19 protein-coding genes and 1 pseudogene are annotated in these 23,082 nt (G+C 53.3%); 6 read left to right on the top strand and 14 right to left on the bottom strand.

The features are described from left to right. Nucleotides 1-33: 33 nt before the first annotated feature. The 5 genes from polA to ACX93W_RS11745 form a co-directional block, all read right to left on the bottom strand. A complete protein-coding gene (gene polA / locus ACX93W_RS11765; RefSeq protein WP_459392564.1) occupies nt 34-2,712 on the bottom strand; it encodes a DNA polymerase I in 2,679 nt (892 codons plus the stop codon). Between the two features lie 140 nt (nt 2,713-2,852). Beyond that, on the bottom strand, nt 2,853-4,040 hold the full coding sequence (locus ACX93W_RS11760; protein WP_459392563.1) for an EAL domain-containing protein: 1,188 nt from the start codon (nt 4,038-4,040) through the stop codon (nt 2,853-2,855). Nucleotides 4,041-4,048: 8 nt separating this feature from the next. Next, nucleotides 4,049-5,482, bottom strand: coding sequence for a GGDEF domain-containing protein (locus tag ACX93W_RS11755; RefSeq protein WP_459392562.1), 1,434 nt, complete (start codon nt 5,480-5,482; stop codon nt 4,049-4,051). Nucleotides 5,483-5,520: 38 nt separating this feature from the next. After that, nucleotides 5,521-6,180 carry a phosphate signaling complex protein PhoU gene (phoU, locus tag ACX93W_RS11750; protein ID WP_459392664.1) on the bottom strand — a complete coding sequence of 220 codons (660 nt, stop codon included), beginning with the start codon at nt 6,178-6,180 and terminating at the stop codon, nt 5,521-5,523. A 173-nt stretch (nt 6,181-6,353) separates the two neighbouring features. Then, nucleotides 6,354-7,820 carry a methyl-accepting chemotaxis protein gene (locus tag ACX93W_RS11745; protein WP_459392561.1) on the bottom strand — a complete coding sequence of 489 codons (1,467 nt, stop codon included), beginning with the start codon at nt 7,818-7,820 and terminating at the stop codon, nt 6,354-6,356. A 199-nt stretch (nt 7,821-8,019) separates the two neighbouring features. On the opposite strand from ACX93W_RS11745, the gene ACX93W_RS11740 reads away from it, so the two are divergent. The 4 genes from ACX93W_RS11740 to ACX93W_RS11725 all read left to right on the top strand — a co-directional run bounded on the left by ACX93W_RS11740 (nt 8,020) and on the right by ACX93W_RS11725 (nt 11,456). Then, nucleotides 8,020-9,201, top strand: coding sequence for a M20 family metallopeptidase (locus ACX93W_RS11740; RefSeq protein ID WP_459392560.1), 1,182 nt, complete (start codon nt 8,020-8,022; stop codon nt 9,199-9,201). Nucleotides 9,202-9,266: 65 nt separating this feature from the next. Then, nucleotides 9,267-10,055 carry a threonine/serine exporter family protein gene (locus ACX93W_RS11735; RefSeq protein WP_459392663.1) on the top strand — a complete coding sequence of 263 codons (789 nt, stop codon included), beginning with the start codon at nt 9,267-9,269 and terminating at the stop codon, nt 10,053-10,055. A gap of 83 nt (nt 10,056-10,138) precedes the next feature. Further along, complete coding sequence (locus ACX93W_RS11730; protein WP_459392559.1) at nt 10,139-10,603, top strand: threonine/serine exporter family protein; 465 nt, start codon at nt 10,139-10,141, stop codon at nt 10,601-10,603. Further along, complete coding sequence (locus ACX93W_RS11725; RefSeq protein ID WP_459392558.1) at nt 10,590-11,456, top strand: helix-turn-helix domain-containing protein; 867 nt, start codon at nt 10,590-10,592, stop codon at nt 11,454-11,456. Before ACX93W_RS11730 ends, ACX93W_RS11725 begins: the two co-directional genes overlap by 14 nt. 110 nt (nt 11,457-11,566) lie before the next feature. Here ACX93W_RS11725 and ACX93W_RS11720 read toward each other — a convergent pair whose 3' ends face one another. The 3 genes from ACX93W_RS11720 to ACX93W_RS11710 all read right to left on the bottom strand — a co-directional run bounded on the left by ACX93W_RS11720 (nt 11,567) and on the right by ACX93W_RS11710 (nt 15,290). Then, entirely contained in the window at nt 11,567-12,289 is a 723-nt protein-coding gene (locus ACX93W_RS11720) for a response regulator transcription factor (protein ID WP_459392557.1), read from the bottom strand. 115 nt (nt 12,290-12,404) lie between these two features. Then, nucleotides 12,405-14,174, bottom strand: a complete 1,770-nt coding sequence (gene pnpS, locus ACX93W_RS11715; RefSeq protein ID WP_459392556.1) for a two-component system histidine kinase PnpS — start codon at nt 14,172-14,174, stop codon at nt 12,405-12,407. Between the two features lie 153 nt (nt 14,175-14,327). After that, a complete protein-coding gene (locus ACX93W_RS11710; protein ID WP_459392555.1) occupies nt 14,328-15,290 on the bottom strand; it encodes a bile acid:sodium symporter family protein in 963 nt (320 codons plus the stop codon). 98 nt (nt 15,291-15,388) lie between these two features. On the opposite strand from ACX93W_RS11710, the gene ACX93W_RS11705 reads away from it, so the two are divergent. After that, the gene (locus ACX93W_RS11705) at nt 15,389-16,528 is read left to right on the top strand and encodes a YfbR-like 5'-deoxynucleotidase (protein ID WP_459392554.1); all 1,140 of its coding nucleotides are present in this window, start codon (nt 15,389-15,391) and stop codon (nt 16,526-16,528) included. A 103-nt stretch (nt 16,529-16,631) separates the two neighbouring features. Here the strand turns inward: ACX93W_RS11705 and ACX93W_RS11700 are convergent, their stop codons facing one another. From ACX93W_RS11700 to ACX93W_RS11690, 3 genes are read right to left on the bottom strand one after another with little or no spacing between them, the layout of a single operon-like run. Next, a complete protein-coding gene (locus ACX93W_RS11700) occupies nt 16,632-16,946 on the bottom strand; it encodes a DMT family transporter (protein WP_459392553.1) in 315 nt (104 codons plus the stop codon). Nucleotide 16,947: 1 nt separating this feature from the next. Beyond that, nucleotides 16,948-17,292, bottom strand: coding sequence for a DMT family transporter (locus ACX93W_RS11695; RefSeq protein WP_459392552.1), 345 nt, complete (start codon nt 17,290-17,292; stop codon nt 16,948-16,950). Between the two features lie 24 nt (nt 17,293-17,316). Then, the gene (locus ACX93W_RS11690; RefSeq protein ID WP_459392551.1) at nt 17,317-17,901 is read right to left on the bottom strand and encodes a TetR/AcrR family transcriptional regulator; all 585 of its coding nucleotides are present in this window, start codon (nt 17,899-17,901) and stop codon (nt 17,317-17,319) included. A gap of 62 nt (nt 17,902-17,963) precedes the next feature. Between ACX93W_RS11690 and ACX93W_RS11685 the strand changes: the two are divergent. After that, nucleotides 17,964-18,059: pseudogene (locus tag ACX93W_RS11685) on the top strand (SDR family NAD(P)-dependent oxidoreductase); the annotation flags it as partial. An 80-nt stretch (nt 18,060-18,139) separates the two neighbouring features. Here the strand turns inward: ACX93W_RS11685 and ACX93W_RS11680 are convergent. Genes ACX93W_RS11680 through ACX93W_RS11670 form a run of 3 tightly spaced genes read right to left on the bottom strand, consistent with a single transcriptional unit; the run spans nt 18,140 to nt 22,983 of the window. Beyond that, nucleotides 18,140-18,433 carry a hypothetical protein gene (locus tag ACX93W_RS11680; RefSeq protein WP_459392550.1) on the bottom strand — a complete coding sequence of 98 codons (294 nt, stop codon included), beginning with the start codon at nt 18,431-18,433 and terminating at the stop codon, nt 18,140-18,142. A gap of 18 nt (nt 18,434-18,451) precedes the next feature. Beyond that, a complete protein-coding gene (locus ACX93W_RS11675; RefSeq protein ID WP_459392549.1) occupies nt 18,452-21,361 on the bottom strand; it encodes a DEAD/DEAH box helicase in 2,910 nt (969 codons plus the stop codon). Then, nucleotides 21,358-22,983, bottom strand: coding sequence for an SWIM zinc finger family protein (locus ACX93W_RS11670; RefSeq protein WP_459392548.1), 1,626 nt, complete (start codon nt 22,981-22,983; stop codon nt 21,358-21,360). The genes ACX93W_RS11675 and ACX93W_RS11670 overlap by 4 nt, the downstream gene beginning before the upstream one ends. Between the last annotated feature and the right edge of the window lie 99 nt (nt 22,984-23,082).

The following is a 23,082-nucleotide window of genomic DNA, read 5'->3' as shown; positions in this document are numbered from 1 at the left end:
CTCTTGCACATTCTTTGATGTCGTTACTATTATCTACTTCGCCTCGTACCAGTTGTCGCCGAAGCTGACGTCCGCCTTCAGCGGCACATCCAGCTTAAGCGCGCCTTCCATCACTTCAGGCAGCAGCCCTTTCATCAGCTCCAGCTCGTCCGGCGGCACTTCGAAAACAAGTTCGTCATGCACTTGAAGCAGCATGCGGCTTTTCAACCCGCGGCTTTTCAGGGCTTCATCCATCTGCACCATCGCCAGCTTGATGATATCCGCGGCGGTTCCCTGAATCGGCGTATTCATTGCCGTCCGCTCCGCGAAGGAGCGCAGATTGAAGTTGGAGGATTTGATTTCCGGCAAATAACGCCTGCGATCCAGCAGCGTCGTCACATAACCATCCTGTTTGGCATTGGCGACGATATCGTCCATATATTGGCGAACGCCCTTGAACACGTTAAAATATTGCTCGATAAACGACGCCGCATCCTTCCGGGTGATGCCCAGATTTTGTGAAAGGCCAAAATCGCTGATGCCGTAAACGATGCCAAAATTAACCGCTTTTGCGGAACGGCGCATGTTGGCATCAACCTTGTCGGCCGTAACGCCAAAAACGTCCATCGCCGTTTTGGTATGGATGTCCATATCATGGATAAAAGCTTCCTTCAGGTTTTCATCGCCCGAAATATGGGCAAGCACCCTCAGCTCGATCTGCGAATAGTCCGCAGCCAGTATGCTCCAGCCAGTCTCCGACGGCAGGAAAGCCTTGCGGATTTGGCGCCCTTCCTCCAGCCGAATCGGGATGTTCTGCAGATTGGGGAACTGGCTGGACAGCCGCCCCGTCGCCGCAATCGTCTGGCGGTAATACGTATGGACCTTGCCCGTTTCCTCCCGGATTTCCTTCAGCAATCCTTCCACATAGGTGGACTGGAGCTTGGACAGCTGGCGGAAATGAAGAATCAGCGGGATGATCTCGTGGTACGGAGCCAATTCCTCCAATACTTCCGCATCGGTGGAATAACCCGTTTTTGTTTTTTTGCGCGCAGGCAAACCAAGCTTGTCAAACAAGACTTCGCCAAGCTGCTTGGGCGAATTGATATTGAATTCGGTGCCCGCCAAGGAATAGATTCCGCTCATGATGGTGGACAGCTGGGATTCCAGGCTTTTGCCCAATTCCTCCAGCACCCCGCGTTCCACTTTGATGCCTTGATGCTCCATATCGGCAAGCACTCGGGACAATGGCTGCTCCAGTTCGAAATAGAGCTTCTCCATCCCCGTCGCCTTCAGCTCCTCCGTCATCTTCGGCGCAAGCCTAAATACGGCGTTAGCTTTCAGCGCCAGGTGGCGGTGCAGCGTTTCGTCATCAGGGACCTTGAATTTGGCTCCTTTGCCATAGACCGCTTCGTCCGAAGGCACGCCCGTAAAGCCTTGGCGCTCATTGATTGCGCTTAGCGCAAGCTGGTTGTCGGTAGGGTCCAGCAAATAGGCCGCTAGCTGAACGTCAAAGGCCGCGCCGCCAAGCCGATATCCCGCCCAGCGCAGCGCAAGCTCCGATTTGTGCAGGTCAAAACCGTATTTCGGCTTTTCTTCATCTCCCAGCCAAGCCTTCAAACGGTCGCTAAAGGCTCCTTGCAGGGCTGATGCCGGAACAACAAACACCTCGTCAGCCGTTGCGATGGATAGTCCCAGCAGCTCCGCATGATGCGGATTTTCGCCGACGGCTTCAATAAACAAGCCATGCTTCCCGTCGCCTTCAAGCGCCGAAATCAGCCGATCCATGCCTTCGTTGTCCTCATCGCCGCGCAGCGAAGTCACTGTCAGCTCCGCCGCCGCAGCTTGCGCTTGAGAAGCGTCGGCGCCGGATTCCGCTCCAAGCTGCAGCCGCTCCAGCAGCGACTTGAATTCCAGTCTGCGGAACATTTCGCCCAACTTGTCGCCGTCATAACCGTTATACGAAATCTCATCTATGCTTTTTTCCAGAGGCACCTCGCGGAAAATCGTCGCCAGCTTTTTGCTCATGACGGCGTCTTCCTGGTGATTCTGTATGTTTTCCTTCAGCTTGCCCTTCAGCTTGTCCAGATTGGACAACACGTTTTCGACGGAGCTGTATTCATGAAGCAGCTTCAACGCCGTTTTTTCGCCAACGCCCGGCACGCCGGGAATATTGTCGGAGGTATCGCCCATAAGGCCCTTCAGATCGATGATCTGCAGCGGTTCAAGACCATATTTCTCGCTGATCGCCTCCGGCGTATACAGCTCCACCTCGCTGACGCCTTTCCTTGTAACCGCAACGGTCACGCCTCCAGAAGCAAGCTGCAGCATATCCTTGTCGCCCGTTACCACAAGCGCGGAGACGCCTTGCTTGTCCGCTTCCAGCGTCAACGTGCCGATTATATCATCCGCCTCATAGCCGTTCAGCTCGAACTGGGCGATGCCAAAGGCGGTAATCAGTTCCTTCAATACAGGAAATTGCTCCGACAGCTCCGGCGGCGTCTTTTGGCGGCCGCCTTTGTATTCCGCGTATCCTTCATGCCGGAATGTGGCTTTGCCCGCATCGAAAGCAACCAGCACATGGCTCGGCTTTTGTTCCTCCAGCAGCTTTAGCAGCATGGTTGTAAAGCCGAATATCGCATTAGTATGCAACCCAGCCGAATTGGTTAGCGGCGGCATTGCAAAGAAAGCGCGGTAAGCAATGCTGTTTCCGTCAATCAACATCCATTTTTCCATGAAATCGGCCAGTCCTCCCATTAAAAATTGCTTGTTCAAAACAGCAATATGTTATACCTCCAGTATAACACAAAAAAGGCCCCGCCAAGCATCGTAAGCCGATGTCCAGACTTAAGCCTTTTTACCTTATCCGAAAGCGGTCATGACAGAGGAAACGGCGCCGGTTTTCCCATCAGGTAACCTTGAGCATAGGGAATGCCCATCCCCTTCAGCTCTGCCAGCTCTTCCTCCAGCTCGATTCCCTCGGCGATTAGGCTAGCTCCGATTTTGCCGCCCGTTTCTTGCAGCGTATGCAAAATATGCGCTTTTACTTCGTCATTATGGATGTTTTGAATAATGGAGCGGTCAATCTTCAGGTAATCCGGCCGCAGCTCCACTACCGACTGAAGCGACGAATATCCCGCTCCCATATCATCAATTGCGATTTGATAGCCTTGGCTGCGGTAATGCTCCAGCACTTTTTTGATCGCGGGATAATCCTGAATGGAGGTGCGTTCATTGATTTCAAAAACGACCTGGTTGGGCGAGATATGATGCCTCTCAAGCAATCCGATTGTCCGGCCGGGGGAGAAGTCGGGGTCCTCCATAATTTGCGCCATGACATTAATAAACAGCTTCTGGCCAGGCCCAAGTGAAGCGCAGCCGCTAATCGCCAAATCCCGGGCTACGCGGTCGAGACGGTAGGCATCGCCGATCTCTCCGGCAAAGCGGAACAGCTCATAAGGTCCTTGAAAGCTGTCGTTAACCGGAAAACGGGTCAAGGCTTCAAAGCCGAACACACCGCCTCCTTCCGCCAGATTCACAATGGGCTGGTAATGAGGAAACAGCGTTTTTTCGGACAACATCCGCTGGAACACAAATCTTTTTCGCTCCTGCTCCGCGCCGCCTTCCATATTGACCTGAAGCAGCGCTCTTTTGGCAGCTTCATAAGCGATATCGCTTTTGTACCGGCCCGTTGGGCTTGGCACGCAGCCAACTCCCGCCTTCCAGCCTTTCCAGCTGTTGCCGATTCCTTTTTCTTTCAATTCCGCGTTTGCATATTCGCCCCATCGCCCCGCTGCGCCGGGCGCATTGGCCGCCAGCGACCACTCCGGATTTTCATCTCCGTCCACGGCTATCAAGGCGGAAAGAAACAAGTCACCGCCCATCCAGCGGCTTTTTACAGACCGTACATTTTCATATGCAAAAAATTCCGATACCGCCGCTTCCGCCAGCCGCCGCTTCGTCTCCGCTCTTGTCCCGAAATTCCCTATGCCTTCATGCAAAGACAGTTCGGGAGCCGTATCCCGCGTCAGAGTAACGACCGCCAAATAATGCTGCTGCTTCATGATTGTCCTCATTTCCCGCTTGGTTGTCTGCTCGTCAAATGCCCTGTTACGCAGGAGCTTCCCGTTATCGCTTTGGCTTTTTTCTTCAATCGGGCTGCGGACAATGAAATATCCTCAGGAGCCAGGCCTTCTCCGCCTGAGCAGATTAGCAGAGAGAGGGAGAGGGTAACGCCCTCCAGTCCAACCGGGCGGCCTTGCCGGTCTTCCACCGCCAGATTTTCGGCTCCGCTATAAAGCCGTCTTGCCCCTTCATCGAATTGGGCAAGCAGTTCCCTGCAGGCAAGCTCCGCCGTTTCCGGGTGAGCCACTCCGATAAAATCATCGCCGCCAACATGCCCCACGAAAAAATGCTCGTCGCGGCTGAAGCATTTGACCATCAGCTCACCCAAATACCGGATAAGCTCGTCCCCCCGCGCAAAGCCGAAGCAATCATTAAACCATTTAAAATAATCCAAATCCGCATAAACAACCGCAAACGTTTCGCCTTTCTCCAACCGGTGAGACAGCTCCGCCTGAATGCCGGCGTTTCCGGGCAAACCTGTGAGCGGACTTGCCGTTCGCGCCTCCTCGGTGCGAAGGGCCGTCATGCATTCCAGCAGGGCTTGAACGGTAACCGCTCCGCTCACCTTGCCTTCCTTGACGGTTACAACCATGTCGTAAAGCTGGTCATATTCCCGGGACATGGCAAGCTGCGCCGCCAGCTCGACGGGATCGCTGTCCTCCAGAATAAGAGGCTGCCCGTCCATAATCACTTCCAAGGGACGATTGGCGTATAAAGAAAAGCCGAATTGGCCGGCAAGCAGCTTATGCAGCCTCTGCTTGGTCACTATGCCAACCGGCCGCTCATTCTTCACGATAACGGCTCCATAGGTTTTAGGCTCCGCTTCGAACAGCTCGGCCAATTGGGATACCTTTGCCTGGGCTTCAAAAACCGGAACGGACACGGCAAGCTGGCCTACGGCAAACCGCAAGCCATAGCTGCCCGCTTTAACAAAACCGCTTCCTTGCCTAACAGGATGTTTCGATGCTTGCCTCTCCCTGTACGATTGTTCCATCAGTTGGACAAGCTGGGCGAACAAAGCTTCCTCCGTTCCCGTCCCGTCGTTGGGCCGAAGCAGGGGAGCCGAGCCTATGTTGTATAGGGATTGCCCCGCAGCATCCTGCGCGGACAGACCGCAGATGGCTTCATCCAGCCTTTGCTGCAGTTCCTTGGCGTATTGCATAGCGACCAGGCGCGCAGCGGAATCTTCACGCCCGCACCCGATCAGATAAAAGCTGATCATGCCCAGGCTATGTCTCCAAATCAGCCCGCTTACTCTGTTCTGCCACTCGGCAAGCACAGCCGCAAGCCGGGATGCGGAGTTGTCCAAACGCACATAAACGACAGCCACCTCGCCATCCTGCCAGCTCTGCTCAACCTGCCGCAGTAATCCCTCATGCAAAAGCCCTTCTCCTGCCTGCTTCACCGAAATCCCCTCGATTATTGGTTCAAGTCAGGACGGTTGCCCGTCACCAGATATACGACGCTTTCCCCGATATTTGTTGCGTGATCGCCGAAGCGCTCCATGTAACGGCCTACAAAGCTGAGCAGCGAAGCCTGCGCGATATTGCGCGGGTTCTCGATCATGAGCAGCATCAGCTCTCTTGTAATCTGTCCGTACAGCGCATCAACCTGATCGTCGTCCTTCGCCATTTTGTAGGCGAGATCTACATTTTCCTGAACAAAAGACTGTATGGACTCATAGGTCATCTGACCAATAATTTCCGCCATGCGCGGCAAATCGATCAACGGCTTGATCAGCGGCTGGCCTTCCAGTCTCAAAACCGTTTTGGCAATATCCACCGACAAATCGCCCATCCGCTCCAAATCGCTGGCAATGCGGAAGGAGGACAAAATACGCCGCAAATCCTTCGCCACGGGCTGTTGAGTTGCGATCAGGCGCGCACCCAGTTCCAGAATCCGCTCCTCCATGGCATTTAACTGAGGGTCCTTTTCAATAACGGCGCGCGCGCGCTCCAAATCGACGTCTCCCAACGCCGCCATCGATTCGGCCAAAGCCTTCTCCACAAAGCTGCCCATCTCCACGATCCATTGATGAAGCTGCTCCAGTCCGAGATCAAACTCTTTTCTCACACTCATCATTTCCCGTTCCTCCCTTTTCCTCTTCCATATCGCCGAGCTTGAAAAAGCTTCGTCCGCCGTATGGAGGCTTGACGGACGGCGCTCCCCAGACCGTATACTACTGCGGAATTGTTAATGGCGTATACCGGAATTGTTAAGGGGGTGTAAAATAAGAAAAAATGGCTTCATTATTACGTTCCTTGATGCAGCAGCGCCATCTCCCGGGCTACCTGCAAGGCCTGGCTATGAGCCTGACTGGCCTGTTCGCCGATCGCGCCGGCGCTTGTCCGGTTGCCCGCGGCCGCTTTGAAAATCTGATGGTAAACCTCGTTCGCCGCTTCAACGTGAAAGCTGCTGGACGCCGTTTGTCTCCGCCCTTCGTCCGCCTGCAAGCCTGCCGCTTCGATGGATTGGACAATTGCGCTTGTAATTGCCGTAATTTGCACGGCCGATTTTTTCGTTTGATCCGCAAGCTTCATGAACTCCCCCGCAACTACGCTGAAGCCCCGTCCGAATTCTCCCGCGCGGGCCGCCTCGATGGAAGCATTGATGGATAACAGATTGCACTGCTCCGCAAGCTCCTTGATTAACTGGGACACCGATTGGATGGCTCCCGTTTCCCGCTGCAGCTCTTTCATCCGTTCCTCTTGCAGCAAAGCGTTTTGCTCCAGCCCCCGGAATGCATTTTGCACCTGGGTCAGCTCTTCCTTCCCCTGCAAAGTCAAATCCACCATTTGGCGCGACAACGTATCGCCTGCTGCGGAGGACTCCTGCACTTTGCTGACCGCATCCGCTATGCCCTGTATAAGTCCGCTTGCGGATTGTATTGTTTCATTGCGGGATTTTTCCGCTTCCTGCTGAAGCGCCGTCAGCATGCCAAGCAAATCACCGACTGTCAACACGCCGGCATAACGTCCGCCGTCCGTCAGCACGATGCAGTCGTACAGGCTATCTCCCTCCCGCGCCATCGCCAGCTCGATCAACTCCCGCGGGTTGGTGTCCAGAGTGACCGCAATTGGATTCTGATCCACCAATCCCAAGGCAGGCTTATTGTAAAATAAAGCAACGCTGTACCGGTGAGCCAGCTTGTACGAGAAACGGTGGCGCATCGCAAGTCCCGCAACGCCGCCGGATTCATTCTCGATTACGATGCATTCGCATTCGGGATGGCGCTGAAACAGCTCCAGCAAATCCTTGCACAGTGACCCGGCCGGCGCAACAGGGACATGCCTTGCGTAATCCGCCAGCCTCAAGGCGTCGCAAACCTTATCGACAGCTTTGGGTTTTTCGCCTGGCAATGAGCCATTCGTCACTGCCGCGTCGAAGTTTGACGAAGCTTCCGCTACTGTTTCCGTCTCCCTTTTGGCACGCTTCTCCGTGCGGACTTCGCCCTCGCCATGCCTTCTCTTCCCGACTTCCGATTCGGTCACGCTCTTGTTGCTTTGCGCTGCTTTCGCGCTACGGGGCTCCCGCTCGCCATTCGGCTGCTTCTCGCTATGCGGCGCGCCTTCGCCTTTCGGCTGCTTCTCGTTATGCGGCGCGCCTTCGCCTTTCGGCTGCTTCTCGTTATGCGGCGCACCTTCGCCTTTCGGCTGCTTCTCGCTCCGCGTCTCCGTCCCGGCGCTCGCTTTCGGCCGCTCTTCTATCATTGTCGCCATTTCGCTTCATCCTTTCGGAAGGTTATAAAATCCCGGACTTCCTGATGCGCCAAAGCGTTTTCTGGGTAAATGTTCCTACATGGGACTATACGCCTTCCGCATTATCCCAAATTCACCGTTCTGTTAACGCAATGTTAAATGTTCTGGGACACCAATGTGGTATAATACGGATGATACACTATTTAACGGAGGCGGTAAGATGACAGGCAAACAATTGGCGATGGATACAATCGACCGGCATGCGGAAACGTTCAAGCGCATTTCAAGGGAGATTGGCAAACGTCCGGAACTGGGACATGAGGAGCATTTCGCCTCCGGCTTGCTGTGCGAGGAGCTTTCAAAGCTGGGTTTTCAGGTAGAACGAGGCGTATTAGGCCTTCCTACTGCATTTATAGCGACCTATGATTCCGGCAAGCCGGGAGCTACAGCCGCATTTCTATGCGAATACGACGCGCTGCCGGAGCTTGGACATGCCTGCGGCCATCACCTCATCTGTTCAATGAGCGCCGCGGCTGCGGTTGGATTAAAAGCTGTATTGGATGACATCGGCGGAGTCATTCGCATTTACGGTACGCCTGCGGAGGAAACAAAAGGAGCAAAAGTGCCAATGTCGGAAGCAGGCCTGTTCGACGATTGCGATTTTGCCCTGATGGCTCACCCTTATCATTGCTTCGAGCGCTCCGGACAATCGCTTGCGCTGGATGCGCTGCAATTCCAATACAAAGGCGTGGCGGCGCATGCCGCGGCGAGCCCTCATGAAGGCGTCAACGCGCTGGACGCCGTAATCAACCTGTTTAATGCGGTATCGTATCTGCGCCAGCAAACCAAAAGCGATGCGCGGATTCACGGCATTATCGATCACGGCGGGCAAGCGCCTAACATTATTCCCGACAACGCGTCGGCCAAGTTCTACGTTCGTTCCGCGACGCGCGCGTATACGGATGAGCTGGTGAGCAAGGTGAAAAATTGTGCGGAAGGCGCCGCATTGGCCACCGGCTGCAGCCTGGAAATCAGCAACTACGAATATTCCTATGACGAGCTCGTGACAAATGAAACGTTGTCGGAGCTGTTTCAGGCCAACCTTGTGGAATCCGGCATTTCTCCGGCGGAAATTGAACACGGCAAAGACAACGGCTCGCTGGATTTGGGCAATGTTTCGGCCCGCTGCCCGGCTATCCACCCTTATGTCAAAGTCGTAGAGGATCGCTACATGCTTCATACGGAAGCGTTCCGCGATGCTGCCATGACCGAAAAGGCGCTGGATCGCATGTTGTTTGGCGCCAAAATGCTGGCTGCTACCGCTTATGACGCGGCATCCGATCCCGTCATTTTGGCGGCTATCCGCGCTGAATTTGCCAAGCGGGACGCAACAGGGAACTAAAACGGAGGCTGATGGATGTGAACGGCTTAAATGGAAATCCTTTGCCGCCAACGGGCGAAGTGGCTTTGCCCTCCGCCCCTCCTTCGGAGTCGCCGGGGCCGGAATACGGCGACCGGCTTCATCGTATAACGGAGGTATGCCTGCTGGCGGGCAAAATCATTTTACAGAACGGCGGCGAAACGCAGCGCGTGGAGGATACCATGATGCGGATCGCGGCCGCCTACGGCATTGAACGATCCCATAGCTTCGTTATGCCAACCGGCATTATTTTTGCTATTGACAGCGGTTCCTACACAACTCGTCTTGTGCGTATGGCAGACCGCAGCACTAATTTGAAAAAGGTATCCATGGTTAACCATATTTCGCGCAGAATCGGGCGTGGCGAGCTGGATGCGGAAGAAGCCTGCAAGCTGCTGCAGGAGATTCAGGATTCGCCGCATGAATATTCCAGCATCCTGAAGGTGCTTGCGGCTACCGTGGCGAGCGGCTGCTTGCTGATCATGTTTGGCGGCGTTTGGCAGGATTGTTTTCCCGTCGCCGTTATTGCCGGCATTGGTTTCACCCTTTATCTTTTGCTGAGCAAATATGTCCAGATTCGATTTTTCTCTGAATTTTTGACCTCTCTTGCCATCGGCCTGTTGGCGATACTGGCGGTGCGTTACGGGCTTGGACGCGATCTGGACAAAATTATTATCGGTTCCGTCATGCCGCTAGTTCCGGGTCTTCATATTACAAACGCGGTGCGCGATTTGATGGCGGGCCATCTGGTTTCCGGTTTGTCCAAAGGCGCGGAAGCATTTTTAACCGCCTTTGCCATCGGCTGCGGCATCGCCGCCGTCCTTGCGCTCAAGTGAGCCCAACTCATTGGCGCTATTTTAAGAGGAACCCTGCCATCGTCTATCGCATTGTATTATGTCTTTGAAGGAGCCTTTTGTTCATGGATTTGATTTACCAATTGGTCACAAGCCTGATCGCTTCAGCGGCCTTTGGCTTTATTTTCAACTCGCCTGCCAAGCTTCTGCCCCAATGCGGGTTTGTTGGCATGATAGGCTGGCTGGTCTATTATATCGGAATGCAGCTCGGCGTCGACGTTGTTGTGTCTTCGCTTGCTGCTGCATTTCTTGTTTCGGTAATAAGCCAGCTATTCTCTCGTCTTTATAAATCGCCCATCATTGTATTCAGCGTAGCGGGCATCATTCCGCTTGTCCCGGGGGGACTGGCTTATGACGCCATGCGCAATGTAGTTGAAGACCAATACGATACGGCGGTTCAGCTTGCCGTCAAAGCCTTTATGATTTCTGGAGCAATCGCCATCGGCCTGATTTTCTCCGAGGTCGTCAATCGAATGATCGCGCGGAAGCCGCCCCGGAAGGAGCCGGAAAAAAGCCATGAAAGCATTTAACGAAAAAGTCCCTTACGAAAATCCTCTGCTTTCCATTCGCATCTTTCAATCGCTGCGCGAAAATACGGACTACATCAACTGGCATTATCACAAACAACTGGAGCTTCTTCTGGTGCTGGATGGCGAGCTGGAGGTCAATCTGGAGGACAAAAGCCACTTTCTTTATCCCGGCGACGTCATGATTATCGGAGAATACGAGCTTCATCGCGACCGCTGCGGCAAAGGGCTTAATTACATCGTGCTGCAATTTGACCTGGACCACTTTTTCGATCATGGCTCCATTCCTTATATGCGCCACTTTTCGGAGACGCACACGCCGCTTAGCCAGGCCAACTATATTTTTCAGGAAAATCCTGAAGTCCAATCAGAAGTCGGGGCATGTATTCAGAAGATTCTGGAGGAAAAGAGCCAGAAAGAAACGGGGTATGAGCTCGCGATCAGCATTTTGATCAAGCAAATCCTGCTTCTTCTGCTGCGCAGCGATACGCGACGGACGTTGTCTCAAGGCGATAGCTTCGACAAGCTGCGGCTAAAGCCCGTTCTGGATTTTGTGGAGGCTCATCTGAACGACCGGATTCAGGTTGAAGAGGTATGCCGGATCGCCAACATGAGTTATTATTATTTTGTAAAGTTTTTCAAAAAAAGCATCGGCATGTCCTTTACCGAATACGTCAACTACCGCAAGGTCAAGTGGGCGGAGCGGATTCTGCTCACCAAGGATCTCAGCATCTCCGAGGTAGGCGAATTGATCGGCATGCCCAACATGGCCCATTTCTACAAGATGTTCAAAAAATACAACGACTGCTCCCCCAAGCAATTCCAACGCAAAATGCTTCAATGGAAATCTCCTTGAAGGAGATTTCGGCTGAATGCAATATTCGCCGCCGGCCATGACGCCAGGCATGACCCGTAATGGGAAGCGGACTTTTTGAACAACCTCTAAAAAAGCTCTCGTCCCTGTGCTTAAAGCTTAGGGGACGAGAGCTTTTTAGGCATTACCAGCTTGTAGCCGACGCCGCGGATCGACTCGATTTGGACGGATTGTTGGCCCAGCTCCAGCTTTTTGCGGAGCGAGCTGACATGCACGTCAACAGTGCGTTGGCCGCCGATGTAATCAAAACCCCACACGACGTTCATCAAGTCGTCGCGCGTAATGACCATGCCGGGACGTTGCACCAGGTACAGCAATACTTCAAATTCCTTCGGCCGAAGCGGAATGGGATCTCCGTGTACGACCACTTCATATTTTTCGGGAAAAATGGAAAGCTCCCCGATTGTAATTACCTTCTCGGAATCCGCAGCTGGTTTGAGCTCCTCATGCCCCGTGCGGCGCAAAACCGCCGATACGCGAGCAAGCAGCTCCGCCACGCCAAACGGCTTCGTAATGTAATCGTCCGCTCCGTGCTTGAGCCCTTGCACAACCTCTTCCTCCGCATTGCGCGCAGTCAAGATAATAACGGGCGTCCGCACGCCGTTCTGGCGGAGACGATTCAACACCTCAAAGCCGTTCATGCCGGGAAGCATAATATCCAGTATGATAAGATCAAAAGACTGCTGAAGCCCCATTTGCAAGCCTTCGCCGCCATGATCGGCAACGGTTGTTTCGTAGCCCTCCTGGGTCAAGTTGTACGACAACAGCCTTGCCAATGTCGGTTCGTCCTCGATAACGAGCACTTTGTGTGACATAATTTCCCCCACCCCCGCAGGCAGCCAATCTCTTTATGCCTGCGAAATTTGATTCACTCCAACAATAGTTTACCACGCTTTTTGAACAATAGGTAAACCTTTTTGCAAGTGCCTGCTACTGCAGCACGGGAAGCTCGATGGTAAAGGTTGAGCCGGCGCCAAGCGTGCTATCCACGGAAATCGAGCCCTTATGCAGATCGACCAGATGCTTGACGATAGACAAGCCCAGCCCCGTACCGCCGGAGCTGCGGGAACGCGCTTTGTCGACGCGGTAGAACCGCTCGAAGATGCGCGGCAAATCTTTTTTTGGAATGCCGATGCCCGTGTCGATGATCGACACAACGATATGGTCTTCGTCGCGGGACCTCACGGAGACGGATACCTGGCCGCCCTCCGGCGTATAATTGATGCCATTGGACAACAAATTCATCATAATTTGGCGCAGCCTGTCTTCGTCCGCTTCCACGTACAAACCGCTTTCCACATTCACCTTCAGCAGGATTCTCTTGCGCGCGGCTTCCGCTTCCATCAACGTAACGGTTTTGGCAATAAAACCTTCCAGCTCCACCGGCGAGAACATAAGCGGAGCACGTCTGGACTCGATTTTGGATAGTTCCAGTATGTCTCCGATCAGCCGGTTTAACCGGTCGCTTTCATCAAAAATGATTTGCAGAAAGGAACGCGCCGTCTCCTCGTCCTTCACCGCGCCGCCAAGCAGCGTTTCGGCAAATCCTTTAACGGCTGCAATTGGCGTTTTCAGCTCATGCGACACATTGGCGACAAACTCGCTGCGCATTCTCTCCAGCCGCCGGATTGCGGATACGTCTTGCAGTACAAGCAGCACGCCGCCAAATTCGCCATTGTCATGGATGGGCACCAGATTCAGCTCCAACAGCCGCTCTTCAGGATAATAGAAAGTAATCTCTTCCCTCACATGCTCCTTTGTGGTGAGCGCCTCCTGAATCATTTGCCCCAGCTCGTATTGCTGTTTGACCTCGTCGTAGTGATGGCCTACCCACTCGCTGGACGGGAATCCGAGCACTTCTTCGGCTCTGCGGTTCATAAGCACGATCTGTCCGCCCGCATCGATCATAACAATGCCGTTGATCATATTGGCCAATACACTTTCCAGTTGGCTTTCATTTTGCCGGATACGGGACATTTGCACCTGGAGGCTGTCCGCCATTGCGTTAATGGCTGTGCCAAGCTCTCCGATTTCGTCGCCCTTTTGCACCTTCACTCTGGCGCGGTAATCCATATTTTTAATCCGTTTGGCAACCGTTGTAATCTGCTCCAGAGGACGCGTCAGACTCTGTGCGATCTGATAGCTGATAAGCGCTGCAATGACAAAAAGAACGATCAGCCCGCCAATCAGCACAAACGTCAGTCTGCCGATGCTGTCATCCACCTCTTGCAGACTCATCGCCTGGCGGATTATAAAAGGTTCGCCTGGCAAAGTATCCACGCGCAAGGCGACGTAAACCATGCTTCTGTCCATCGTGTCGCTGGGCCGAACTGCCCGTCCAACGCCATCCGCCAAAGCGGCTGCCACCTCGGTCCTCGCAAGATGGTTGTCCATTTCAAGCGGATTGTAATCGGAATCTCCAACGACGGAGCCATCCCCCATAATAAAGGTGATGCGGTCCTCCGTAAAACGTTTAAGCTCCTTGGCTTCATCCGTATAATAGTTTACGAGTTCTTCGCGGCTGCCGTCATGCCACTCCATTTTTGCCGCAATAAATTGCATCTGCCTGACCATATTGTCTTCAAGCGCGTTGATATGATTATTTTTAAAAGTCCGGATCATCAAAATCCCTGCGGCGGATACCGACAGGGCAATCATAACGATCATAATGATAGTTAGTCTTGTTCGAAAACTATTCATTACGGCTTCCTCCTTGTAATTGCATGTTCAAAAAGTTCTGTTTTCTCTTGTTTTGGATGAATGCCATATTCCAATGACGATTATGCCGCAGAGCATGCATCGTAATGGTAAACGACGACCTCTTTAGCGGACCATTCTCTATCCTACACGCAATCAGCGTCCTTCACCAGCAGCTTTGCCGTTAAGTTTTTGTAAAAAATAATGGTGGAGCGTCGCAACAGGCTGCTGGATCAGAATGGACAACACGACGGGAACCGCCGCCAGCGGCGAAAAATAACCCAGCGCAAGCACAATGCCGAGCGAAATGTTCCGCATGCCCGTCGCATAAGAAACGGTTGTCTGCAGTCTGCGGTCCCGCATTTTGGCGGTAAACAGAAATCCCAGCGCATAACATAACGCTACCAGGGCGATAACGATCGGAACCAGCACCAGCATGTCCTTCTTGAGCGTGTCCATATAAGGAGCGATGGCCGATGCATTCAGTGCAACAACGGCGACAAAACAAAATTTGGATACCGGCGCCGTATACGGCTTGACCTTTTCCTGTATCGTGCCCTTGCTCCACTGATTTAACAATACCCCGATCAAGGTAGGCAAAAGGATCAGAATAACCAAATCTCCCATCAACGGAAGGGCGTCGACCTCAACGGAGGCTCCGAAAAATAAATGGACCGAGGCCGGCACAACCAGCGGACTCAGCATGGAGTCCAGCACTACCAGCGCCAGCATCAGAGGCACCATACCGCCGGACATGCCTACCCATAGCACCGATGACACGCCAAGGGGAATGACTGCAAACAGGACCAAGCCTACCACATAGGGCGAATCCGGTCCAAAAACGGCAATGCCGGCCAGATAGCCCGCCAAAGGCGAAACCACATGCGCCAGCACAAATGTCAGCACCATAATGCCGGGACGCTTCATCACGTCCCTAAGCTCGCCTAAACCGCAGCCCAAAGCCATGGTCAGCGTTACAAACGCAAACAAATATGGAATCCACTCCGTAAATCCGCTCAAGCTTTTATGGAATAAAAAACCCAGCAGCAGAGAGCAGGGAATGATGACAAACATATATTTTTCAAAAAGACGGTTAAAAGCCAATCCGAAGCTGCGCAACGTTAATCCCTCATTTGCTTGATCTTTCCGCTATCAGTCATAAGCTTTATAATAGCATAGACAGTATGATCGGAAAATCCCTTGAATGGAGGTCCCCCATGAACAACAGCCGGTACGCAAAAGCTATTTTTCAAATGCAATATGTATCCAGGTGGAGAGAATTTTCGCCGCGCTATCGCGACAACGCAGCCAGCCACAGCTTTCGCTGCGCGGCAATCGCGGTGCTCGTCGGCCGGATCGAGGAAGCCGTATTCGGAAACGATCTTCCACGGCTCCAACTGACTGGCCGGGCGCTTCTGCATGATTTGAACGAAACGGTGACCGGGTCCATTAAATATGTAACGAAAAAGGATATTCACGTCGCGGACCATATCAAGCGGCTGGAGCATGAAGTCAGCAAGGAGCTTATCTCCCATTTTTCCCGCTCGCTTCAGCCTCACTTTCATGATTACATCGTTTGCGCCGAAGACGACTCCTACATCGGGCAACTGGTGCGGGAAATCGATTCCTTCGACGCCATGTTGTTTTGCATGAGGGAATACGAGCTGGATTCCAACCCTTATTTTGTGAGCAAATACGAGCAGCTCCGTCAACGTCTTTGTGATTCGCCTTGCCCGTCGATCAAATGGCTGCTGGAGGCGCTGGACAACGACGAGGGCATACGTCAATTCCTGCATCATATTCTGAATCTGGATTTAATCGACCGCTGGGGAGGGAGCTTTAATCTGATTCCGGACGATGATGCCACGCACTCCTTCCGCGTTGCGGCGATGTCGCTTTTCAACGGGCATTTGGAGCAGGAACGGTTCGGGCGGAGCGATATCAAGCTGCACCGTTTGCTTGGCAAAGCGCTTATGCACGATATTGTGGAGGGCGTCAGCGGCGACGTGGCTTCCCCCATCAAGAAGTCTTCATCTGTCGTGCGGGAAGCATTTGCCGCTTATGAGGAAAAGGTGGCGCAGGAAATGACAGCGAAGCTGCCCCCTTTCCTGCACGAGGAAATAACGGACTTTTTGGTGAATGCCAAGGATGATACTTACGAAGGCGAACTGGTGGATATTGCCGACAAAATCGACGCCTTGATCAAAAGCAATCTGGAGATCCGCAACAATCCCCACTACGGGGACAAATATTACAGCCAGCTGCTTCATATCCAGCATGAATACGAAAATCCCTGCGTGATCTTTTTTCTAGCCTACATCCTGCACGATCTTAGCTACGACAATTTTGTCCGGTAGCTCTGTACGACTCGCAAGACCTCTTGCGATGGTCCCGCAAATAAATTCTCCTCACTCGGGGAACACCACGCCGAACGAAGGTCTGAAGCTTCAGGAAAAAACTTCAGGAAAGGAGCTTCAGGCCAACGGCGGCGCTCAGGATCATTGCCATAAACAGCAGACGACGCCAGTCTCTGGATTCGCCATAAAACAGGATGCCAACCACGCCGGAGCCAACTGTGCCGATGCCTGTCCAGATCGCGTACGCTGTGCCCATCGACAAATGCTCCATCGACAGCGTGAGGAAAAAGAAGCTCAGCAGCAAACCTCCGATAAAGACCGCAAACGACTTGATCTGCTTCCGCCGCAGGATCATGTTCATGCCGATTACGCCAACGACTTCAAAACAACCCGCCAAAATCAAAAATACCCATGCCATATCAGTTCGCGCTCCTTTCCGCTTGAGGTTTGCCTGTAACCGTCTTTAGCCCGATCACACCGGTCAGCAAAAGCAGAATAAGCAATACCTTCAGGAGCTGGAAAGGTTCTCCGAATACCAGCATTTCCACCAATACGGTACCGGTGGTGCCTAGTCCCGTAAAAATCGCATAAACCGTGCCAACCGGCAGCTTGGCGGCAATCGCCTTTAATATAAGTCCAAACGACAGTACGATTCCGATGCCTGTCGCCGTCCAGGACAACCAATCGTCCGCATGTTTTAATCCCGATACCCAAATCACTTCAAATACGGACCCGATAAGCAAATAGATCCAGCCTTTATTCATGATGTATACTTCCTCTCTATTTACTTACTTGGCAGCCGCAACGCCACGCCAGAAAACAAGCCATGACGCTTCCAGCCTCTCCATTCCCCGCTCCGCGCCGGCATACAGCAATTCAACCAGCATTGCATCAAGCAGCGCTGCATAGGCAATTCCCGCCGCTCGGGCGGGCAAGGCTCCATCCACTATCCCGCCACGCGCCGCTTCCTGAAATAAAGGATAAATCATTTCCTCCAAACCCTGCACGAATTCATTCCCTTGCTCCACGACCATATCCTTCATGTGGGAAGGCGGGAAAAAGATGCTCCGCAAAAAGAATTTCGCGCTGTCATCCTGCTCATACCGCAGGAAAAAACCTTTCAAAAACCCAAAAAGCAAAGCCTTTAATTGCTGTTGATCCTTATTGAGAAAATAATCTTGAACAAACCGGATCTGCTTGTCCCTTGCTTCACGGAAAACATCCAGAAACAGGTCGTCCTTGCCCGCAAAATGGGTATAGATCGATTGTTTCTTGATTCCGACTTCCCCGGCAATATTGGCAAGCGAAGCCCCTTCATAGCCATGTTCCGCAAAATGCTTTAGCGCCACCTCGCGAATGCGGCCAGCCGTCATCCAATCACCCCTTCCGAACGTTCGTCAGGAAACTATAACACAATAAAAAAAAGCCGTCAAACGGCAGCTTGGCCGCAATCCTGTGTACTCCGATGGCCTCTGCTTTCAGAGGCTCCCCGATCCGCATGGACGGAGGATTAGTTCCGACCATTTTTTGATTCGGAATTTAAGCAATCAAAAGGGCATGGTTTCGGTGCTGTACCGAAATCATGCCCTTTGTTTAATTGTCTGTTTGCCGTTACTCCCGCTGCTTCAAAACGGCATCCCGAATGGCTTCGTAGAACCGTTTCCACTCCTCGTTGGCGCGTGGCGGGCCAAGCTGCTCCGGCAAGCTGTCTAAAGTCGAAGCTCCTTCCGGAACTATGCCCGAAGCTGAAGCTCCCTCTGAAAGCACGGCTCCTTCCAGTTGCTTGCCCGTTCCCTCCAGCGTTGCGCCTTCCCCGTGCAGGCTGCCGGCATCACCGCTTGCGTCCTTGGCTGCCTTTAGCCGCTCCGTTCTGCCCCGCATATCCTTCAATCGGGCGTCTTCCACATTCAGCCCTCCTTTGGCTTACTCCTTCATCCAGCCGTCGCGCAGCGCAAACAGCTCGCGCAGCTCATCCGTGCTCATTTCCGTAATCCATTGGTCCGACTGGCTGACGACCTGATCATTCAAGGATTGCTTGCTATCGATCATTTCGTCTATCCTTTCCTCCAGCGTACCCAGCGTAATAAACTTATGCACCTGCACCCGCCGCGTCTGGCCAATGCGGAACGCACGATCCGTTGCCTGGTTTTCCACCGCCGGATTCCACCAGCGGTCAAAGTGGAAAACATGGTTGGCCGCAGTCAGGTTAAGTCCCGTACCACCCGCTTTGAGCGAAAGCACAAAAGCGCAGCCAGGCACTTCCTCCGATTGGAAACGGCTGATCATTTCATCCCGCTTCTGCTTCGGCACCCCGCCATGCAAATAAGGAACTTCAATGCCCAGCTTATTTTCAAGCAGGAGCTGAATTTGCTTGCCCATGTCCACGTATTGGGTAAAAATCAGGCAGCGTTCGCCCTCGGCGGCAATTTCCTCGCACATTTCCAGCAGGCGCGACGTTTTTCCGGAGCGTTCGGGGTCCCATTCTTTGCCCGCATTTTCGTTCAGCAGCAAGGAGGGATGATCGCATAGCTGCTTCAGCTTGGTCAGCGTCGACAGGATCAGCCCGCGCCTGCTCATCGCATCCAACGTATCCAGCTTTTCCAGCAAGTCCGATACCATGTTTTCGTACAATGCGCCTTGCTCCGTCGTTAACGTCATATAGCTCTTGGTTTCGATTTTATCGGGCAAGGAAAGCTGAATAGCAGGATCCTTCTTCACCCGCCGCAGCATAAACGGCTTGACCCAGCGCTGCAAGCCGCTGATCAGTCCTTCATCCCTGTTTTTCTCGATTGGCGCTACGACCGCCCGGCGGAAGTCCTGCAGCGAACCCAAATAACCGGGGTTGATGAAATCATAGATCGACCAAAGCTCCGTCAGCCTGTTTTCCATCGGAGTGCCAGTCAGCGCGATCCGATGTCTTGCCTCCAATTGGCGGATAGCCCTGGATTGCTTTGTATAGACGTTTTTAATATTTTGCGCCTCGTCCAGACACAAGACGTTCCAGGAGACTCCCTCCAGCTCTTCTTCGTCCAGTTGAGCGAGCGAATAGGAAGTAATGACAAGATCCTGCCGGGCCGCCGCTTCCCTTAGCTCCTCGCCCTTCAACCTTCTGCTTCCGTAATGAAGCATGACGTTAAGCTCGGGAGCAAAACGCGCCAGCTCCTTCTCCCAGTTGCCGATGACGGAGGTTGGACAGATAAGCAACGAGGGACCGTCTATGCCAAGCTCTTCATGCTTGATGCACAGCAGGTACGCCATAAATTGAATCGTTTTGCCCAAACCCATATCGTCGGCCAATACTCCGCCTAACCCGAAACGGCGCAGAAACAGCAGCCAGGATACGCCCTCCAGCTGGTAAGGCCTCAGCTCGCCTTTGAAGGTTACGGGCACATTGGCTTGCGGGATATGGGAGATGTGCTGAAGCTGGCTGAGCCATGCCTCCAAATGCTGATTCAGCTCCACCTCGGCGCGAAGATCGCTTTCGGGATCATCGCTAACATCCGCCACGCTTTCGCCGCGCAAATGCATCTCCAGCACATCGCGGAAAGTAAGTCCCTTTCGTTTGCCTGCGCGGTTTAACCATGACCTGATTTTTTCGGCATCCTGCGGGTCCAGATGCACCCATTCATTCCCGACCCGGAACAGCTTTCTGTTCTGCTCCGCCATTTCCATAAACTCGGCTTCGGACAGGTCCACGTCGCCAAGCGCCAGCTTCCAGTCAAATTGCATGATCTGGTTCAAGCCAAACATCGGCTGCGCAGCCGAACCAACCGATGATTTGAGCTTGGCTCTAAGCTTCAGCTTTCTGGAACGGGCCGCTTCCCACCAGGCGGGCAGGAGAACCGGACATCCGGCCTCCAGAAGAGCAACGCTGCCGTGCTGGAGCAGATACCAAGCCTCGTCCTCGCTTAACTCCTGCCGCAGCAGCGGCTCGTCAACATCCCTTTGTTCAGCCAGATCAGGGAGCACGGACAACCATTTTGCCGTTTCCTTCATCAGCTTGACGGGCAGCAGCTCCACCCATTCCTCCGGCAGCTTCGCACCATCTTCCTCTTCACTTATGACAGCAGCTTCTCCGCCGCTCCAAGCAATGGGCAGCCAGGCCCCGCCGTTCTGATCCTGAACAGCTGGACGCAGACTCCAGCCATGTCCCGGACCCGGTTCGCTAAGCTGCAGAGCAACCCGAAACGGCAGCACATCCTTCTCCAGCCCGATCGCGATCAGCCACTCTTCTTCGTCTACGCCTTTATGCCTTACTACGCTTTCGCCAACGGATCGGCCGATGTCGCTCCATGCTTTACCAACCTCGGCGCTTTCAGCGATCCATTCCTCGACGACGGCCCCAAGCCATCGTTTTGCCTCGCCGTCGCCCTCTTCTTCCGCCGACTGAAGCAACCCCCGCCAACTCTCCTCTTGCTCCGAAAATGCCTCGGGAAAAGCCGCTTTCCAGCCGCGCCGATCCTCATCCCAAACATCCCAATCCGGAACAAACCAGCCGTTCAGCACTATGTCCCGGATGCCAATTGCCATCTTCCTTAACGTATGCAGCCTTGGGCTCCAGTCCACTTGAAGCAAATTGACAGGCAGCGGATTGGAGAGATAATCCATCGCCTGAAGCGGAGAAAGCTTAAGCACGCTTTGCCCGTTGTTGCGGGTTTCATCAATATCGCTTCCGTACCATGACCCTTTATGCCAGGCAAACAGCAAGGAACGCAGCTTTCCCTCCGGCATATCCTTGCGGTCGCCGCTCCAGAGTAGTACGCCCGGCTGGCCGTCCTCTTCATTCCACATCCCGTCCACCAACAGTTGACGCAGATTTGCCAGGTTTCTCATTGTATCAGTTTACCCCTCCACAGTTCTTCCTGCAGCGCTCTCAGCCGTTGGTATTTTGCAACCAGCCTGGACAAATACGTTTCGAAGCGACTGCCCTCCTTAACCGCCTTGTACAGCTTCTCCAGCTTCTTCAGATGTTTGACCGCCATACGGTAGCTCTGGCGATTTCTTGATTGAATGGCGGCTTCAATGGACTGATGGTACAGCGGTATGAGACATTGAGGATCGGCCTTGCCCACATCGCGCAGCGTCGCGGCGTTGTGATCCTCCGGCTTTACGCCCATAAGCATCTGCAGATCGGCCCAGTCGCGGAATCGTTTCATCTCGATCCAATGCTCCGACAGGTCAGAGTAGGAATACGGCAAAAGCTCCATCATGTATTGATTCCACTGCGGCAGATCCGGCCGCGCCGCGTCGCCATACCTGCACAACGTCATAAACGGCCCGATGTTTCTGGCGCTCCGAACCCCTTTTAGGCTATCGAACAAATAGACCATCCATTCCTCCGCCAGCTCCCAGTTCTCCTCATTAATCCTGGCACCTACGCAGGGATAAATCAGGCGTTGATTACGCTCAAAGCTGCACTGGCGAAAATGCTGTATGGCCTTCCTGTCGTCCTGCGCAAAATAATGCATCATCCCGGCAGCGGCGTGAAGCCTGTCTCCGCTTCCTTGCTCGTCTTCTTCTATTCCGTCCAGCCTGTCGGTCAGATACGAAAGCTCATGACGGAACCAGGCTTCGTTAACAGACAAATTTTCGCAAATCGCCATATAAAGCTGCAGCCACTCAAAAAGCTGCTTTTCATCCAGAAACGCTCTTCTCCGCACATAAGCGGTCAGGTCGTTCAGAATGGAAAGCTCCTCCCCCTCAAGGCCAGGAGCGTCGATTTCCGCAATCAGCCCGTAAGCGTGCTCGATCCACGGCTCCGCCATGCGGAGGAATGACATCTCATGGTAATAGCGGCTAAAGCTGTCTACTGTATTTATAGCGCGCTCCGCCTGCTCCATGACGAATACAATCGAAGCGATCCAATGAAGCCTCAGCATCGGTTTATCCCAGTTTTTCGAAACGCCCTTTAACCCTGACAATACGGGCTGCAGGGCATGAAGCGAATGGCGGCATTTCTGCCAGGTATCGCCGTACATTTCATCCATTTCGTTGAACCAGCTTAAAAGCGAATGGGCGGGCGCTTCGCCGCCTTTTTCCGGATGCTGGATCGTTTGCTCCATTTTAAACGTCTCATCATTGCCGCGATTGGACCCATCCCCTGCAGCAACAAGTGCGCTGGCCGCGGATATACCCATCATTCGAAAATAAGACTGCTTCGCTTCCTGCTCGCCTTCATTTTGGGCAAGGCATTGAAAAAAGACGGCCGCCATATGCATGCAGTAACCGTCATAAGGGCAAGTGCAAGAGATGTAACGAAAATTGTCGAAGTCCATTACGACCGCGCACAAATCGTCTCCTCTTACAATCCCGGTTATCGTATTGTGTACAACTTCCTTTACCTGGTCTACGTTTCCTTCTATATAGACAGTCCAGCCCCTCTTGAGATCAGGCAGGGACAGATGCTCACGCATATCCTTTTCGAAATTGGAAAAAAGCCCTTTGTTCACGTGCATAGGAAACGCTCACCGTTCCTTCCCGTTTTCTTGCATCTTATCATTATACCAAAAAAAAAGCCGCTTCGAGAAACCAATCTCGAATGCGGCATTCCTCAT

The organism is Paenibacillus sp. CAU 1782 (genome assembly GCF_054551715.1).
Note: the sequence above shows the minus strand (reverse complement) of the source record. Positions and strands in the feature narration are given on the sequence as shown.

What these genes read in the sequence shown, in the direction of transcription:
- polA (WP_459392564.1), bottom strand. Translation starts at nt 2,712, where the DNA reads ATGGAAAAATGGATGTTGATTGACGGAAACAGCATTGCTTACCGCGCT.
- ACX93W_RS11760 (WP_459392563.1), bottom strand. Translation starts at nt 4,040, where the DNA reads ATGAAGCAGCAGCATTATTTGGCGGTCGTTACTCTGACGCGGGATACG.
- phoU (WP_459392664.1), bottom strand. Translation starts at nt 6,180, where the DNA reads ATGAGTGTGAGAAAAGAGTTTGATCTCGGACTGGAGCAGCTTCATCAA.
- ACX93W_RS11745 (WP_459392561.1), bottom strand. Translation starts at nt 7,820, where the DNA reads ATGGCGACAATGATAGAAGAGCGGCCGAAAGCGAGCGCCGGGACGGAG.
- ACX93W_RS11740 (WP_459392560.1), top strand. Translation starts at nt 8,020, where the DNA reads ATGACAGGCAAACAATTGGCGATGGATACAATCGACCGGCATGCGGAA.
- ACX93W_RS11730 (WP_459392559.1), top strand. Translation starts at nt 10,139, where the DNA reads ATGGATTTGATTTACCAATTGGTCACAAGCCTGATCGCTTCAGCGGCC.
- ACX93W_RS11725 (WP_459392558.1), top strand. Translation starts at nt 10,590, where the DNA reads ATGAAAGCATTTAACGAAAAAGTCCCTTACGAAAATCCTCTGCTTTCC.
- ACX93W_RS11720 (WP_459392557.1), bottom strand. Translation starts at nt 12,289, where the DNA reads ATGTCACACAAAGTGCTCGTTATCGAGGACGAACCGACATTGGCAAGG.
- pnpS (WP_459392556.1), bottom strand. Translation starts at nt 14,174, where the DNA reads ATGAATAGTTTTCGAACAAGACTAACTATCATTATGATCGTTATGATT.
- ACX93W_RS11705 (WP_459392554.1), top strand. Translation starts at nt 15,389, where the DNA reads ATGAACAACAGCCGGTACGCAAAAGCTATTTTTCAAATGCAATATGTA.
- ACX93W_RS11700 (WP_459392553.1), bottom strand. Translation starts at nt 16,946, where the DNA reads ATGGCATGGGTATTTTTGATTTTGGCGGGTTGTTTTGAAGTCGTTGGC.
- ACX93W_RS11695 (WP_459392552.1), bottom strand. Translation starts at nt 17,292, where the DNA reads ATGAATAAAGGCTGGATCTATTTGCTTATCGGGTCCGTATTTGAAGTG.
- ACX93W_RS11690 (WP_459392551.1), bottom strand. Translation starts at nt 17,901, where the DNA reads ATGACGGCTGGCCGCATTCGCGAGGTGGCGCTAAAGCATTTTGCGGAA.
- ACX93W_RS11675 (WP_459392549.1), bottom strand. Translation starts at nt 21,361, where the DNA reads ATGAGAAACCTGGCAAATCTGCGTCAACTGTTGGTGGACGGGATGTGG.
- ACX93W_RS11670 (WP_459392548.1), bottom strand. Translation starts at nt 22,983, where the DNA reads ATGCACGTGAACAAAGGGCTTTTTTCCAATTTCGAAAAGGATATGCGT.